This is a genomic window from Desulfobotulus mexicanus, assembly GCF_006175995.1.
Taxonomy (GTDB): Bacteria; Desulfobacterota; Desulfobacteria; order Desulfobacterales; family ASO4-4; genus Desulfobotulus; species Desulfobotulus mexicanus.
Map to the genome: position 1 here is coordinate 406,137 of NZ_VDMB01000001.1, position 15,955 is coordinate 422,091.

Consider the following 15,955-nt stretch of genomic DNA (forward strand, 5'->3'; position numbering starts at 1 on the left):
CCTTCACTCGTCAAATAAGGATTCTTTATGTTCCAGCTCTGTCCATTTTTCTTTGATTAAATCGTGGTGTTGCAGGGGGGTTTTGTTTAAGGACTTTGTTAAAAGATCCTTTGCAAAATTTCTATATTCATGGCCTGCAGATGCAAGATGCCACATGTAAATCCATGTAAGATGATATATAGGCGGTAAACTCTCTGGTTTTTTTTCTTGATAGAGTTTTTCTAATGTGCTGTTTGGAAAAATGTTGAGATGAAAAACTATGGTTCTTTTAGGAGGAATGGAGCAAAGAAGATCGAAGGTTTCTTTTAGTGTTTCTTCTGTTTCGAAAGGGTTAAATCCTATTATATCATGTTGATAATTAATCTTGTTTTCTGTCAGAAAGTTCGCTGCTAGAATTATTTGCTCATTTGATATTTTTCTATTGTAGATTTCCTTCCTGATTCTTTCGGAACCGGATTGAATGCCAAAGCTGGTTTCCTGCATCCCTGCAGCACATAGTTTTTCAAGAATCGACATCGATTGAAAACGGACTTCAATGTTACAGAAAAAGGGCAAGCTGATTTCTTTTATATATAAAGCCAGAAATGTATCCAGCCATTTTTCAGATGATGAAAAAATTGAATCCATAAATCGAATATACTTTAAATTGTATTTTTTCTTACGCTCTCGTAATTCTTCTATGACATTTTCTGGATTCCTTACGCGAATTCGTGGAAAAGTTATATTTCCATAATCTTTATATAAGTTTGTCCATTGACCTGCCATACAATAAGTACAATTTGAAGAACAGCCCCTGCTTGCAAAAATATCATACCAAGTTGTTTTGCGTATTAATGACTGATCTGAGATCACTTGATCATCTTCAATATAAAAAGAGTTTTCATCATCCCAGTCGGGGAAAGGAAGTTCATTCAAGTTTTTTAAGGGAGGATGTAAGGGGTTTATTATTAATTCTTTTTGGTTGTTGATATATGCTATATTGTTAAGATGTTTTATTTCTTCATAATGGTTGTCGTCATAGGAGTTGGCTAGATCAAGGAGCGTTTTTTCACCCTCTCCAAAACATACATAATCAAAAATTTCTGCAAACTCTTTTGTAAGAAGAGAAGGGCCATAACCTCCTGCAATAAGAAGTGATTTTGGAGATTTCTTGCGTATTTTTTCTGTCATGTCAGAGTTCATATCCAGCCAGAATGTTCTTGTGCTAAGTCCAATAATGTCTGGTTTTTGGGATGCAATGGTGTCGATTAGCAGATTCAGTTCTGTTTCTGTATAAGGATTTGTATCATATCCATTGGCATAAATTTGGCCGGGTAAATAATGAAGATACATTATGGTCTTTAAATTTTCTTCTTTGACAGGTGCAGCAGAATGTGTTTTGAAAAAGATCATTGTTACATGATGGCCATTCTTTTTTAAATGACTACTCAGAGCCCGCATTCCAAGACATATTACATCATAACAGGTAAAAAGTACTATTTTGGCCATTTTTATTCTCCAATATGTTTTGCTTGTTTAGTTTGTTTTTTCCCAAATCCAAAGTTTTCCTTGCCCTAATTCTCCTATGGGGGGAAGAATGAGGCCAAGCTTATTGACCAATGCATCATATTGGGGTTGTTGGCCTTCCTGCATGGCCAGCCATGCATTGACTACACGGCTGATGATATAATATGTTGAGCTATAATGTTCTAAATCAATAAGTTTTACATTCTCGATATGAAGAGATGCAATTTCTTTGTTGTATAGATAACGATTATGCCAAGGAGGTGTAATAGGGGGCAGTTGGCACAGCCCTCTTAATTGATTGATTTCATCCAAGCCTTCCTGGCTGTTTTCACACATTAAATAGCGGCCACCAGGTTTAAGAAGGCCTGTAATATCTTTTATTGCTTTGGCTTGGCTGGGCCAGTCAGGAAGATTTATTAAAGCTCTTTCTGTATAGGCAATATCATAGTTTGCATTTAACAGGGGGAGTTTTCTCATGTCTGCAACTTGAAAGTTTATGTTGCCTTTCAACGTTGTATTTTTTGCAGTCAGCTTAGCCTCCTCGATCATTTTCTCAGAAAAGTCAAAAGCATCAATTTGGATATTAAAATTTTTTGCAAATTCAATGGCCGTTATTCCATTGCCACACCCGATTTCGAGTATTTTTTGTCCAGTTTGAATATGCTTTTTCAGTGTGTTTATTTCAAGTTGTTTTGCAATATAATCATTTGATCCAGCCTGTTGTTTCAGGGGTGCACGATCATTCCAGAATTTGTGGATATTATTTTCATAGTTTTCTTGGGCCATTGGCTGTGTTCTCCTTAGATATTTTTTTTAATATTCGTTTCAGCTTATTGTGTTGTAAGTAGCTTATGTATGTTTTTTATTTTAATTGTATTTATTAGTTTTGAGCAGTTGTCGCTAAGTTTTTTTAGGATATCTGGTGATTTTTTAAGATTTTGTATTGTTTTAGGAATAGAATGAATTCCAGAATAATTGTTTGGGACAATTATTGCGGACTGCTCAGCTTTCATTTTCTGAGCGATTGTTTTTTGATTAGCTGCTATGCATAAGACTAAGCTTGGAAGACCCATAAAGCATCTTTCCCAAGTTGTGCTGCCTGCTGCGCCGATAGCTAAATCGCTTTCAGTCATAAGCTTGGCCATACATGGGGTGTCTGTGTGTAGATGTACAGGGCAGTGAAAATTCACTATTTGTTGTTGGATCAAACTCAGGTGTGGGGCCAAGCTGTTCAGAACGATATCAATTTCTATATTTTTAATAAATGTTGCTTGGCTTAGAATCTGAAGAATATTCCCTGTTATGTTATCTGTATCCATGCCACCCATGGTGATGAGGATACGACGGAGGACGGGGTTTGCACGTCTTTTCAGGCTTTCCGGGCGCATCCGGATGAATTCTTCCCGCAGAAGGACATAGTCTGTTCCTAGCAGCAGGATGCAATTAGCTGGCACGAGGTGTATATAGTCTCGACTTTCCGGTTCTCTTCCGGAATCGAGAAGGATGTCACAGTCGTGGTATCTGTCCGCCAGATCATCCAGCACAAAAAGTTTTTCCGTATAGGGCCTGATCTCTTTTTCCCAGCGGATGTCGATGCCATAATGATCCACAACTACCCAGTCCGGCTGAATTTTTTTGAGTAAAGAAAGGCTTTGGGCAGCGTCGTCTTTCCATGATCCTCCGAGCCAGTGTGCATGGACGGGATCACCCGGCTCCGGGCTTTCTTTTGCGGGAGAAAGGTAAAACACAGGAAATCCATGGCTTATGATTTTTTCTATGAGATGACCTGTGTGGGTCTTGCAGAGAAAATGGCAGTTCGCACCTCTGGCTTTGAGGGCCTGGGCCAAGGTCAGGCAGCGCATGACATGGCCGGTGCCAATGGTTAAGGATGCGTCGGTTCTGAAAACAATAGTGGTCATGAAATTGCTTTTTTTTAAAAAAATGTCAGGGCTTTTCAAAAAGCCACCAGTTGAGGTTGTCGAATATCGGAAATTCCCTTTGCCAGAGAAAACCGTAATTTACAACTTTGAGAAAGGGATAGCGATCCAGATAGAATGCGCCAAAGTCCCTTTTGAAGAGAAGATCAGACTGATTGTGATAGGGTTTTTCTTCGGGTTCATGGGAAAAATATTCGCTGCAAAGGATGTATCTTGCGGAAACCCGGACGATTTCATCGGTAATGCGGCCCAGATCTTCGGGAGCAACATGGATGAGAACACCATTGGTAAAAACAAGATCCATGGAGGCATCCGCAGGGGGCAGAGAGAATCCGTCACAGTTCCAGGCTTTTTTTAACTGAATGGGGGCCTCAAGAAGTTTTGCATAGGCTTTGGAGTTGGGTTCTACGGCATGGAGGCTGACCCTGCCCTGGAACAGGGCATCAATAAAGTGCAGGTTAAGGCCGATGTTGCTGCCCACCTCAAGGATGGACTGTAAGGTCAGGTCACCAATCATACGACGGAAAGCTTCCATACCCACAGGCATTTTCCAGTCTTCCAGATCATTGCGGTGAATATAGTCATTACCAAAATCAGAAACCCATTTTTCAAGCTGAGGGTTTTTTTTGTCCATATCCGTTGTCATGAAGTTTCCTTATCCCTTTCAGGTATTGTCCACCCAGCCCCGCCCTAGCAGAACATAGCCCGTTTCTTCTGCCTTGTCCCTTGGGGGGGGAAGATGAAAGTGGCAGTCTTCAGTTTTGGTGAGGCGCACCTTTTCTACTCCGCTATCCTTTTCATGGTTCAGGATGCTGTCCTTCAGTGTCCATTTCCCTTCCTGTTTCTCCCATATTTTAGAATCCCTGTGCGGATCGATGCATTCCCATAAAGCCCTTTCATCCATGCCCAGCCAGTCCAGAAAAAGCCCCGTATCTTTTGGCCGGACATCCTGATACTGCCGCACCCGTGCAATGCCTTCCTCACGGGTGAGGCGTTTCAGGCGGATTTCCCTTGTGGCATGATCCGTGACCTTGCCATAACCGTACTTCAAAAATCTGATGGCATCATGGAGTCCGGAGTAATGGAAGCAGTCCACATCGTTATAGGTGTCAAAGGTACGCTGCTGCATCATGGTTTCATAGCCGTGGAGACGGATCATTTCCTCATGCTGGGCCTTGGAGTCCCAGCGGATGTAGTTGCCAAGGTAAATGCCCCGTACACCGATGGCGGCCAGTTCTCCGTCATGGGGATAAAGATAGGGTTCAAGATCCCCCGGAGAAAGCCTGCCTTGAGAAAGTCTTGAGAGGTCTTCGGCCTCAAGACCCATGAGATCATGTTCCTTGCGATATTTACGGGTCATTTCGACCTCATCCAGATGGGAGAACATCCCCACCTGGTCACAGCCCTGGTGGGCTCCCCAGACAATGAGGGGTATCTTGAAGCGTACAGCGGTCTGGACGGGGAATGCAGTGTGTCCCGCAAGACAGTGCCAGTACATGGATGCCTTCAGCCTCAGGGTTTCCCGTGTGATTTTTTTTACCGTCTCCGGATTGGTGGTGTGGCTGATGATGTCGCAGCCAAAGAGGGTTCGCAGGTAGGCAAGGTTCCGGATGCCCATGCGGGTATTGTAATGTTTGTTGTAATGCACCAGAAGGGGGTGCATGCCAAAGACATTTTTTACCACATGGACAATAAAGTGGGAGTCACGGGCTCCGGTCACGGGAATGATGCAATCGTGGATATGGCGGGAGCGGGATCGGTAAGCGTCAAAAAGACAGCGGAGTTTTTCCGCCCTTTCCCGCCAGTCCAGCCTGTCTTTTTCCTCATGCACCCGGCACCCGCTGCAAACGCCTTCTTCATCAAAGGTGAGGTGCAGGGGATGGTTGGCGGGATAGAGGCAGCGTGTGCAGTACTTCATATGATTTCCTCCGGAATGTATTCAAAACGGAGTTTTTCCAGGAATCGGTCTTCCTTTTTGGCAAGTCGGCCTTTTTCATCAAAGGAGGCTCCTTCATAGGAGGCATGGCTGTCCAGCCGTATGGGAAGGCTTTGCCCGTGAAGAAAGCGTTTGGCAAGGATGACGCTGTGTTCCGTAAAGTGAAAATAGTTGGCCGCCGCCGCAGCAGCAGCGCCGCAGAGAAAGGGTGTGACAAAGTCCTTTGCGTGGCCCGCGCCTCCGCAGGCGATCACGGGGACGCTGACGGCTTTGCATACCTGAGAGATGAGTTCCGCATCATAGCCTTTCTGGCTGCCGTCCCTGTCCACCGAATTGATAAAAATCTCTCCGGCTCCCCTGTCTTCGGCCATACGGGCGAGATCCGCCGGGGTGTGGCCTGTGGGGAGAAGGCCGGTGGAGAGGGTTTCATAACTTCCGTCGTTTTTTTGACGGGCATCAATGGAAACCACCATGCACTGACGGCCAAAATGACGGGCCCCTTCACGGAGAAGATCCGGCTCCCGGAACAGGGCGGACTGAAGAACCACCTTGTCGGCTCCGGAACGGATCAGTTTTTCCATATCCTTTAAGTTGTGAACGCCACCCCCAGCAGCAAGGGGGACGAGGCAGAAGGGGGCCAGCTCTGCGATCATGGCGCAGTCCGGACTGCGGCCTTCTGCTGTGGCGCTGATATCCACAAGAAGGATCTCATCAATCCCCCAGCGGTTGAGGTATTCCACGGCAACGGTGGGCCTGCCGACGGGAAGATAATGCCTGAAGCCGATACTCTGCACCACAAGACCATTTTTTACCACAAGGACACCGATGAGACGTTTTTTCAGCATGACGGGGTCTCCACGGGGCTTTTATCTTCAATGAAATTAAGGAAATTCCTGAGGAGTTTCAGGCCGTTCCGCTGACTTTTTTCCGGATGGAACTGGGCAGCCATGAGGTTTTTATGCTGGATGGCAGCAATGACCGGGCCGCCATAATCACAGATGGCGGATACCATTTCTTTGCTGCACAAGAGATGCAGGGAGTGATCGAAATAGAAGTTTGTCCCGTCATCAAGGGTGGAAAAAAAAGGATCTTTGCGGTGAATGCGGATATCATTCCAGCCTACGTGGGGAACGGGAAGTCCTTCCGGCTCAAGGGGCAGGACATGGGCATCCAGCCAGCCGAGGCCCCTGTGAAACCCCATTTCGCAGGAATCCTTTGCAAAAAGCTGCATGCCAAGGCAGATGCCGAGGCAGGGCTTTCCCTTTTCCATGACTTCACGGGTCAGGGGAGCAATGAGATGCTGTTTTTGAAGATTTTCCATGGCTGTTCCAAAGGCTCCGACTCCGGGCAGTATGAAGGCGTCTGCTTCCGGAAAGTCCCTTCCCTCTGAGGATACGAAAAAGGAGGCTCCCAGATGGCTGAGAGCGCTGGATACGGAAAGCAGGTTGCCCATGCCAAAGGAGACAATGAGAATGCGTTTTTTGGGGGAATAGGGCTGTCTATCGGTAGTCCACATGAAGAATCCACTCTCCTTTTTCATCCTTTGACCAGATAGCAGGGTTCCGCACGGATTCGGCCACTTCCCAGAATTCCTCCTCGCTGATTTCAAGGTAATGGCAGAAGCGCCGGATATAGTCCATGTCACATTTTCCATCGTATTTTCTGACAAGCTCCAGGCCTTCTTCCCGGTTCATCATGCCCAGATGGATGGCTTCCGTGACCTGATCGGTCACATGACCAAAACCAAATTTAAGATACTTGATCATCTGATTGACCAGACGGAAGTCTTCATCCAGGCCGCTGACACCCCAGAGGTCGCCAATTTTTCCCGGGGGCTCCGTGCGGGTGACAAGGCCGTGTCTGATGGAAAAATCCGCATTGTTCCTGCCAGACCATTCCTTGATGTAGTAGCCGAGATAAATGATGCGAATTCCGGCATACAGCATGTCTTCGTCGGGCGGGTAGCTGTAGAAATGGATGTCTTTGGGGTCAATTCCCTCCGTGAGCCGGGCATCCGGAACACCGCCTCCGAGGGTATTGCAGTGTTTCATCTGGGAGGCGTCACCATCAAGTCTGCCATGCTTTTCTCCGATGGTGAGGGCCGGATTTTCCCCCAGAAAAACCAGCGGAATCCTGTAGGCAATGGCCACATGGATGGGGATGGCATAGAGGGCCATTTCCGTGGATCGGCACCAGTTTGCGTAGAGAAAAAAACTGCGGCGCATCATTTTTTTCCATACCTGGGGATTCAGGCTGAGGCTGACCGTATCAAAACCTAAGGAAATCAGGTTTGCAAGATTGTGGGCACCCCGTTCATGGAGCTGTTCCGGCGGATAGACGCAGCTCACAAGGAGGGGTTTCAGCCCGAGAACATCCCTTGCATACATAGCCTGCTTGGTGCTGTCTTTCCCCCCGCTTACGGTGACAATGCAGTCATAGCAGGTTTTGCTGTTTTCCCGGCCCCATGTGAGGATGGACTCCAGTTCCTTCTGCCGTGCCTCCCAGTCGATGCTCTTGTTTCGTTTTTCTTCCTCAAAGCGACAGACAAGGCAGATGCCTTCTTCATCAAAAACCACATTGGGCCTTGTGCTGGGGTTGGCGCAGGTCTTGCAGAGGGTGATCGTCATGCCTGGTTCTCCGCTTTACAGGTAGCTTTCGGTTCTTGAAAAAGGGCCATATGCACCACATCCGTTTCCATTCCATTGCAAATATAATGCCGCTTTCTGATGCCATCTTCCACCATACCCGCCTTTTCCATGAGCTTCAGCATGGCCCTGTTCCCGGCCAGGGTTCCGGCTGTTACTTTACGCAGCCCTGCCCTGTGCAGGAGAAAGTCGGCAACGGCCTTCCAGGTCTCCAGTCCGTAGCCCTTTCCCTTTGCTTCCGGACTTCCGATGAGAATGCCCATGTCCGCAAGGCCATTGGGGATATTGACATAGGCATTGATGTTGCCGATGTGTCCCAGTCCCCTTTTTTCTTCCATGATGGCCCAGAAGTAGTGGGGGGTTTTCTCAAAGGAGCGGAGATAGGCAAGGCAGGAGGCTGCATCGTGTTCCCTGTGGCGCTGTTCGCTGTGGGCCATGAGCTTTTTGTTATTGAGCCAGCCGATGTAGGCTTCTGAGATATGGGTCTCCGTAAAGGGCGTGATCCTGAGCCTTTGGGTGCAGATCTCCGGGTGTGGGCTCATTTTATATTCCCTTTTAGCTGATCTCTGGCTTCCCAGACCTTGGTGAAGGCCCGGAGAACGTCGTCCATATCGGCCTTTTCCATGGAAGGGAGCATGAGCTCGTGGGTGAAAAGGGTTTTTTCGTGCAGATCTTCGCATACGGGGCAGCTTCCTTTGCCATAATCCGGTACAGAGGGATTCCATGGGGAGGTGAAGGGGAAGTGGCCGCTGCCGTGGGCGATTTTCTGCTGAAAAAGGGGCAGGAGGTAGAGGGGCTTCACATAACCGCAGCCGATCTTCACCCCTTCGGACTCCCGACCTTCGGTGCAGGGAAGCTCGGCTTTCACCGCGTCCATGAAGGTGTTGCGGGAAACGCCTGCAAGGGTTTCGTCAAATTTGCAGGCATGGACATAGAAGGCGTGTCTGCAGTTCTCACGGATGACCGGCGCTGTGATGGCGGGGATTTGGGAAAGGCCTTCGGTCATGTAGCGGCAGTTTTCCAGACGCTTTTCAAGAAGTCCTTCCAGTTTGTGAAGCTGGCAGCGGGCCACGGCGGCTTCCATTTCCGTCATGCGGAAATTGAACCCCACCATGTTGACAAGGTTTGCCGTACCCATGCCTTCCACCACGGATTCCCCATGGTTGCGGATGAGGCGGATTCTTTCCGCAAGGGTATCGTCGTCTGTGACCACAACCCCGCCTTCGCCGCAGTGGATGTGCTTGTGGTAGTTGAGGGAAAATACGCCGATGTGGCCCAGGGTTCCGGCGGGTTTTCCCTGATACAGGGCGCCCGGTGCCTGGGCCGTGTCCTCGATGACATGGAGGCCATTTTTACGGGCCAGGGCATGGATGCCTTCCGCATCAGAGGGCTGGCCGAAGAGATCCACCACCATGATGGCGCGGGTGCGCTTTGTGATTTTTTTTTCCACTTCCTTAGGATCGAGGCAGAAACAGTCCGCCTCAATGTCCGCAAAAACGGGAACGGCATTGTAAATGAGGGGGGCTACGGCGGTGGCACTCATGGTGTAGGGCGGGACGATGATCTCATCTCCCGGTTCCGTTCCGATGGCCCCTACGGCGCAGAACAGCCCGGAGGTGCAGGAATTGACGGCAATGGCGTGGCGGGCGCCGAAATAAGCCGCCCATTCTTCTTCCAGTGCCCGGACTTCATGGCCGCCCATGAAATCCTCGTGCCAGCATCCGAGGTATTTGGACAGCACACCGGAATCCAGCACCCGGCAGACGGCTTCCTTTTCTTCGGATCCGATGGTTCTGTGGCGGGGAAAGGGGCGGGTGCGCACAGGGTTTCCGCCGTGAATGGCAAGGGTCATGGGGTGGTCCCTTTCTTTTCTCCGGAAAGGTGGATGGCCTGAAACAGATATTCCGCCCGCTGCCAGTCTTCTTCCGTGTCAATGTCCTGAACCAGATGCCGGGGCAGAATCACGGGCAGGGCATCGGCTGTATAGAGTTTCGGCCTTTCCATGAATTTTCTGCAGTCAAACCAGTAAAACTGTCCTGCATCATGGAAGGCTTCGGCTAGATCGTTGGAGCGGGTGAGCTCATGCTCCGGCCAGAACATGGCAAGGTGCCCGGTCTGGGTTATGTGCAGGGCCCTGAAAATGGGAAAGGGAAAGCTTGTGACGGAAAAAACGGAAGAAACGGCGTTTTTTGTAAGGGTTTCATGGCCTTCACGGATGTGGCGGGCCTGAATCAGGGGGGCTGTGGCGTAGATGCAGCAGGCGGATGCTGGAGTTTCTCCCCTTTCCTTCAGCCATTCAAGGCAGTGAAGGAGAACGGGTGCTGTGGGCGTGTGATCGTCGGAAAGCTCCGGAGGCCGCACAAAGGGGGTTTCCGCCCCGTATTCACGGGCAATGGCTGCGATGTCAGGAGAATCCGTAGAAACGAGAATGCGGTCGAAAACCCCTGCCTGTTTTGCCGCCTCAATGCTGTGGGCAATCATGGGTTTTCCGGCAAAGGGCCGGATATTTTTTAAGGGGATGCGTTTACTCCCCCCCCTTGCGGGTATTATGGCAATGGTCATGGTGTCCTCGTGGGTACCTGGGTTTTTTTCAGGCAGGTCATGGCCAGATCCAGGATGCGGGAAGCTGCCTGGCTGTGCCGGGTGAGATCATCCCTTGGAAGGGGAGGCTTGTGAAAGGGCGTGTCCAGCCACAGGGAAAGAAGTCGGGGAAGTTCTTCCTTCTTATCCGTGAAAAAGACACCGGGCCGGGAAGCGAGCTGGGCCAGACTTTTTTGACGGAGATCTGGCTGAAAGCTCAGTACGGGTTTTCCGAGAAGCCAGGCTTCATAGAGAAGGATGGAGGTCATGCCCATGATGCCGTCCGCCTTCAGCACTTCCTCCCGGCCATGGGCTGTGGCCTGATCCAGAACCCGGCCCTTTAGTCCGCCCCGGTTTTTTTCCCAGATATCCACAAGGCCGGATCGTTCTTCCCGGGGATGGGGCAGAAGATGGAGAAAAAGATTTTCCGTCCAGGGCTGAAGGGCGGCGCAGAGAAGGCCTAAGACATCCTTTTCCGTGTAGCCCCTGAAGGCGGGGTTGCTGGAGTCTCTGCCCTGATCCGCTTCCGCAGGTTCGGAAACAAAAAGAAGGGAGAAAGGTTTTTTGGGGGCTGGCACTGGATGGCGGGCGGCGCTGTCCGCTAAACCTGCCAGTGCGGGCTGGCCTGTGACGACGAGAATTTCTTCCGGAAGCCCTTCTTCCATGGCGACTTTGAGGGCCATCTCATCCATGAGGGCATAATGATCCGGCATGAAGGGGGGGAGGCCGTCGTTTTCAAGACGGTTTCGGTAACTCGACCAGTTGTCCAGCACGTGGATGACGGGAAGTCCTGCCCTTTGGCCTGCCCTTGCAAGGGTAAGGGACAGGGTATCATGGACACTGGAAGCGAAAAGTATCAGGGTAACTCCCCTGCTGCCAAGCCAGTCTTCCAGAGAATCTTTATCCGACGGGGGGGCAGGCATGGGCCAGTCCGGGGCACTTTCTTTAAGCATATGCCCGTGGGCCAGCACCGCAAAGGGAAGGTTTCTTTCTTCACAGGCATGGATGACGGGCAGCAGTGCCCGGCATCCTCCCACATCGCCTCCGGCAAAAAGAATCACAGGGCCCTCCCCGTCTTCTGGAAGTGGCGTACCCTTTCCATGAGGGCCATGGTTTTGCGGGAAGAGCGGAGGGTACTGAGGGGAGGCCGCTTCTTTTCATGACTTTCCATGAGATCTGAAAGGGCGTTTTCCATGGCTCCGGTAATGCCGGAAAGTCTGGTGAGGAAAGCCTCTGGATCGGGTTTGAGCCGGAAAAAGCCTTTGAAATATTCGTGTTCTTCCTTTTTTTCCAAAAGGGCTGTCATGCCGCCGTGCAGGATGGAAAGGCGGCCCTGCTCACAGGTCAGCTCCATGTCGATGTTGTGGTAAGAAAGATCCATGCCCGTCACCGATACTTCCACATCTTCAGGGAGTTTTCTGAAACCGCAAGGCCCTTTGTCTCCCTCTGGAAGAGGGGCGGGGTGAGGCATGCCGTTTGGGGTGCTTTCAATTTCAGACTGGGTCTTCAGGCGGAAACCGAAGGAGGGGCTTTCTCCTTTGCCGGATACCCAGAGCAGTTCTGCCCTCATTCTGTCTTCCGTGAGAAAGAAGATCATGTCCAGCATGTGGGAGCCGTTGGCTTCCAGCCCCCTGGAATACACGGCCCGGATATGCCTGCAGGGGCCTAAGGTTTCTTCCGTGAGCGCTTTTTTCATCTCCTGATAGGAAGGCAGGTAGCGCCGCTGGTAATTGACAAGGAGGGTATTGCCCCTTTGCTCCGAAGCCCGGATGAGGGCATCCATTTCCCCAAGGCTCAGGGCCGGGGGTTTTTCCAGCCAGATCATGGGCACGGCCTTTTCCATGCAGGCCATGGCCTGTTCAAAGTGCAAGGGAGCCGGAGAGCAGATGCTGACGATGTCTGGTTTTTCCGCAAGCAGGGCTTCCAGGTTTTCAAAGGCGGGCTGCTTTAACGCTTTGGTGAAGGCCTCCCGCTCGCGGGCTTGCGGGTCAAAGCCTCCGGCAAGCCGGATGCGTGTATTGGCAAGAAAAGCCCCTGCGTGGGAAAGGCGGACTGGCTTTGTGGAATTGTGGTCAAAACGCCAGGCGATGTTGCCAAGGCCGCAGAGGGCTGCACGGTAATGCTGCATGAAATCTTCCTTTGCTGCGATGCTCAATAATCCAGTTCCGCCAGATGGTTGAAGGCACCAATTTCCTCAACGGAAAGAAAGTGCGGATTGGTGCCGGAGTTGTAGGCAAAATTTTCCGGTACGGGCTGGCCTTCCTCCCTCAGCATATTGACATCAAAGATATTGTTCCGGTTGGAGAAAATGATGGTGGGCCGGATGACATAATGATCATGGAATTCCAGTGTCAGGTGGGAGTCGTCTTCAGGGCACATGGTTTCATGTATTTTTTCTCCGGGTCGGATACCAATGATGCGCTGCTCCAGATCGGGAGCCATGGCTTCTGCCAGATCCGTGATGCGGACCGACGGAATTTTAGGAACAAAGATTTCTCCACCCCGCATGCGTTCAAAGTTTTTCAAAACAAAATCAACGCCCTGTTGCAGGGTAATCCAGAAACGGGTCATGCGGGGATCTGTAATGGGAAGGTGGTCACTTTTTTCTTCAATGAGTTTTTTAAAAAAAGGTACCACAGAGCCTCTGGAGCCCACAACATTGCCGTAGCGGACCACGGAAAAGACGGTTTTATGACCCCCTGCCATATTGTTGGCGGCCACAAAGAGCTTGTCCGAGGCCAGTTTGGTGGCTCCGTATAAATTAATGGGGTTGGCGGCCTTGTCCGTGGACAAAGCTATGACCTTGGAAACATTATTGGCGAAGGCCGCTTCAATGACATTCTGGGCACCGTTGATATTGGTTTTGATGCACTCCATGGGGTTGTATTCCGCAGCAGGCACCTGCTTGAGGGCTGCTGCGTGGATTACAATATCCACGCCCCGCATGGCCATGGTGAGGCGCTCCTTGTCCCGCACATCTCCGATAAAAAAGCGCATGCAGGGATCATCAAATTCCTGAGCCATTTCATACTGTTTGAGTTCGTCTCGGGAATAGATGGCAATGCGGGAGGGAGTGTAGCGGGAGAGCAGGGTTCTTGTGTACTGTTTCCCAAAGGAGCCGGTACCGCCTGTGATGAGGATGGATTTTTGATCGAACATGGCTGCGCTCCCTTTGGTATCGTTTACGTCTGTGAGAATAATTTGCAATAAGCGGGCCAGGAATTTGGTTTTTCAGTGGGTTTATTGTGTGCTTAGAATTTTTTGTTTAGGCAAGCCTGTTTGAGTACTGCATTGGTTGTGTGTATTGATCAGATATCATGACCCAGCACAAAGAGGAAGTTTGTTTGGGGACTGTACCAGATTTTATGATCACCTTTTCCTGCTTGCTCTGGCCTTCGTTTTAGCCCCCCAACTATTCTTTGCCCGCAAGCAGATCCAACCCCTTATCCCCTGCAGCAAGGACTTCTTTGACTTTTTCAGGGGTAAGGCCAACACCTACGGCAATATCATGGGGATTTAGATTGAGCTTGGAAAGACGCATGATGGTTTCAAACTTCTCTTCATGTCGTCCCTTCTTTTCAGCATAAAGCAGATCCGTCTTTTGATCCCGCTTCCATTTGAGGTGGGATTCATAGGCTTCACGCATATGCTCGTCTTGGGTGAACTTGATATACTTTTCTCTGGCGCTGGCGATGTGGGGGTTGTTCTTCAAGATGGTTTCCATGATTTTATCCTCCCTGCTCTGGCCTTCATTTTTGAGGTAATAGAGCCACATGTCTATGGTCTTTTCCACATTGTAATCAGTAATCTTTGGAAGTTCAAGGAAATGCAGGGCAAGATGATCCGTCAGAAGCAGTTCCGGCATGTCCTTTTCCCTGAGCATGAAGCAGAGGTGCAGGCAGTTTTTCCTGGGAAAGAAAGCCGATATCCACACCGGCCCGGCTGCCATGCTTGCCGGAAACCCTGGAACCAAAGAGAAAAATCATGACCTCCTTATGGTTGATTCTGGAGAGGATGATGTTTTTCAGCAGGTCCATGTATTTTTTCTGATGCCCTGGAGGAGGGCTTTCAGCATTAAGGGTCGGTGGCAAGGAGGCGGATGCCAGTATGGAGAGTTTACTTTCTTTCATGGAAGCATCTTACTTCAAAATTTTTGATAATTCTATCTTTGATGCCCTCGCAAATAGCCTTTTTGCTCATACAGGCTAGTGTTTGGTGGTATTATCGCTTATGAGAAGATCCAAGCCCTTGTCACCGGCAGCAAGAATCTCTCTGACCTTTTCAGGGGTAAGCCTGGTAGCTCTGGCAATATCCTCAGGTTTCATATGGAATTCACGGAGACTCATGATGGTTTCATACTTTTCCCGCATCAGGCGTACCAGGCCTTTCTGCTCTCCTATTTTCAGGCCTCTTTGTTCACCTCTCTGTTCGCCCATAATCAGGCCTCTTTGTTCACCCATAATCATGCCTTCTTCAATCCATTTTTGGGCCAATGTGGGCATAAGCACCTCCATGTATCCGCTGTTTTCGAGGGCCTTTTCAATGGTGGCCTCGTCAATGTCCTGGCTTGCCGAGATGACGTAGCGCAGAAAAATTTCTATGTATTCCAGTGTCGTTTTGCCGGGCTCCATCATTTTAGTCAGCATCTGAATCATCTCAGGGAGATCATCTTTGATTTCAGGCCCCATGACGGAACCCAGAATCTTTAAGAAAACCTTTAGCACAATATTGTGCTGGAGGGTATTGGGGTCAAGGGTGCTGACATCACAAAGCAGGGTATGKAACTGTGGTGTGAAGGGYCGGAAGATGTTTGGATGACCACCGTCCAGCAGATCCACAATATCCCTTGAAAGCCATCCTTCCCTGCCGTGATAAACGACAAGGGGAAGGATGGGGGGCAGAAGTTTATCCGGGKTATTTCTGTGGAAGCTTTCCCATACGGCACTCATATATTTGAGTATCTGGAGGATGTACCAGATATCGGGCTGGCTTTTGTGTTCAATGAGTGTGTAGAGGAAAGCCTTTGTCCTGCTGTCTTTGAGTTTTACGCTGAAYACAAGGTCGCTGAAGGCACTCCGAAGTTTTGGGCTGACAAAGCTGTCCTTTTCAGCCTTGAGGGTCTCCATATCAAGAAGTGCAACCACCTCTTCTGGCAGCATGACTTTGAAAAAATCCACGGCATKGCTTTTTTKGCCAAGGATTCTYTTTGCCAGAGCATCATGGGGGTTGCTCTTCAGGAGATCATCCAGATAAGTGTCCTGCTTTTTCTTTTTCATGGAAATTAGAATAGCAGGAGCTTTGGGGGATGAAAAGAGGGGCTGTGTAAAATTTCTGTTTCATGTGGAAGCCAT

At 49.6% G+C, this 15,955-nt stretch carries 17 protein-coding genes; all 17 read right to left on the reverse strand.

Going from position 1 to position 15,955, the window contains the following annotated elements; translation table 11 throughout:
- Positions 1-3 precede the first annotated feature (3 nt).
- A complete protein-coding gene (locus FIM25_RS01720; protein WP_139445551.1) occupies positions 4-1,488 on the reverse strand; it encodes a B12-binding domain-containing radical SAM protein in 1,485 nt (494 codons plus the stop codon).
- Positions 1,489-1,515: 27 nt separating this feature from the next.
- Positions 1,516-2,292: a class I SAM-dependent methyltransferase gene (locus FIM25_RS01725; RefSeq protein ID WP_139445552.1), complete on the reverse strand. Its 777-nt coding sequence runs from the start codon at positions 2,290-2,292 to the stop codon at positions 1,516-1,518.
- Between the two features lie 44 nt (positions 2,293-2,336).
- Positions 2,337-3,464 (reverse strand): UDP-2,4-diacetamido-2,4,6-trideoxy-beta-L-altropyranose hydrolase, encoded by a 1,128-nt coding sequence (gene pseG, locus FIM25_RS01730; RefSeq protein WP_179953076.1) that lies wholly within the window; start codon positions 3,462-3,464, stop codon positions 2,337-2,339.
- The gene (locus FIM25_RS01735) at positions 3,451-4,089 is read right to left on the reverse strand and encodes a pseudaminic acid biosynthesis-associated methylase (protein WP_139445556.1); all 639 of its coding nucleotides are present in this window, start codon (positions 4,087-4,089) and stop codon (positions 3,451-3,453) included. The genes pseG and FIM25_RS01735 overlap by 14 nt, the downstream gene beginning before the upstream one ends.
- Before the next feature lie 18 nt (positions 4,090-4,107).
- Positions 4,108-5,361, reverse strand: a complete 1,254-nt coding sequence (locus FIM25_RS01740) for an N-acetyl sugar amidotransferase (protein WP_139445558.1) — start codon at positions 5,359-5,361, stop codon at positions 4,108-4,110.
- Positions 5,358-6,224, reverse strand: a complete 867-nt coding sequence (gene hisF / locus FIM25_RS01745) for an imidazole glycerol phosphate synthase subunit HisF (protein WP_139445560.1) — start codon at positions 6,222-6,224, stop codon at positions 5,358-5,360. The genes FIM25_RS01740 and hisF overlap by 4 nt, the downstream gene beginning before the upstream one ends.
- Positions 6,218-6,895 (reverse strand): imidazole glycerol phosphate synthase subunit HisH, encoded by a 678-nt coding sequence (gene hisH / locus FIM25_RS01750; RefSeq protein ID WP_179953077.1) that lies wholly within the window; start codon positions 6,893-6,895, stop codon positions 6,218-6,220. Before hisH ends, hisF begins: the two co-directional genes overlap by 7 nt.
- Positions 6,879-8,006 (reverse strand): N-acetyl sugar amidotransferase, encoded by a 1,128-nt coding sequence (locus FIM25_RS01755; RefSeq protein ID WP_139445564.1) that lies wholly within the window; start codon positions 8,004-8,006, stop codon positions 6,879-6,881. Before FIM25_RS01755 ends, hisH begins: the two co-directional genes overlap by 17 nt.
- The gene (locus FIM25_RS01760) at positions 8,003-8,566 is read right to left on the reverse strand and encodes a GNAT family N-acetyltransferase (RefSeq protein WP_139445565.1); all 564 of its coding nucleotides are present in this window, start codon (positions 8,564-8,566) and stop codon (positions 8,003-8,005) included. Before FIM25_RS01760 ends, FIM25_RS01755 begins: the two co-directional genes overlap by 4 nt.
- On the reverse strand, positions 8,563-9,876 hold the full coding sequence (locus tag FIM25_RS01765; protein WP_139445568.1) for a DegT/DnrJ/EryC1/StrS family aminotransferase: 1,314 nt from the start codon (positions 9,874-9,876) through the stop codon (positions 8,563-8,565). Before FIM25_RS01765 ends, FIM25_RS01760 begins: the two co-directional genes overlap by 4 nt.
- Positions 9,873-10,586, reverse strand: a complete 714-nt coding sequence (pseF, locus tag FIM25_RS01770; RefSeq protein WP_139445569.1) for a pseudaminic acid cytidylyltransferase — start codon at positions 10,584-10,586, stop codon at positions 9,873-9,875. Before pseF ends, FIM25_RS01765 begins: the two co-directional genes overlap by 4 nt.
- Positions 10,583-11,665 carry a glycosyltransferase family protein gene (locus FIM25_RS01775; RefSeq protein ID WP_139445572.1) on the reverse strand — a complete coding sequence of 361 codons (1,083 nt, stop codon included), beginning with the start codon at positions 11,663-11,665 and terminating at the stop codon, positions 10,583-10,585. Before FIM25_RS01775 ends, pseF begins: the two co-directional genes overlap by 4 nt.
- Entirely contained in the window at positions 11,662-12,732 is a 1,071-nt protein-coding gene (locus FIM25_RS01780) for a Gfo/Idh/MocA family protein (protein ID WP_139445575.1), read from the reverse strand. The genes FIM25_RS01775 and FIM25_RS01780 overlap by 4 nt, the downstream gene beginning before the upstream one ends.
- A 23-nt stretch (positions 12,733-12,755) precedes the next feature.
- Complete coding sequence (gene pseB, locus FIM25_RS01785) at positions 12,756-13,763, reverse strand: UDP-N-acetylglucosamine 4,6-dehydratase (inverting) (RefSeq protein WP_139445578.1); 1,008 nt, start codon at positions 13,761-13,763, stop codon at positions 12,756-12,758.
- A 253-nt stretch (positions 13,764-14,016) separates the two neighbouring features.
- Positions 14,017-14,469, reverse strand: coding sequence for an Rpn family recombination-promoting nuclease/putative transposase (locus FIM25_RS01790; protein ID WP_246051956.1), 453 nt, complete (start codon positions 14,467-14,469; stop codon positions 14,017-14,019).
- Complete coding sequence (locus tag FIM25_RS16965; protein ID WP_179953079.1) at positions 14,423-14,734, reverse strand: nucleotidyltransferase domain-containing protein; 312 nt, start codon at positions 14,732-14,734, stop codon at positions 14,423-14,425. The genes FIM25_RS01790 and FIM25_RS16965 overlap by 47 nt, the downstream gene beginning before the upstream one ends.
- A gap of 75 nt (positions 14,735-14,809) precedes the next feature.
- Positions 14,810-15,880: an Rpn family recombination-promoting nuclease/putative transposase gene (locus tag FIM25_RS01800; protein WP_139445587.1), complete on the reverse strand. Its 1,071-nt coding sequence runs from the start codon at positions 15,878-15,880 to the stop codon at positions 14,810-14,812.
- Positions 15,881-15,955: the final 75 nt, after the last annotated feature.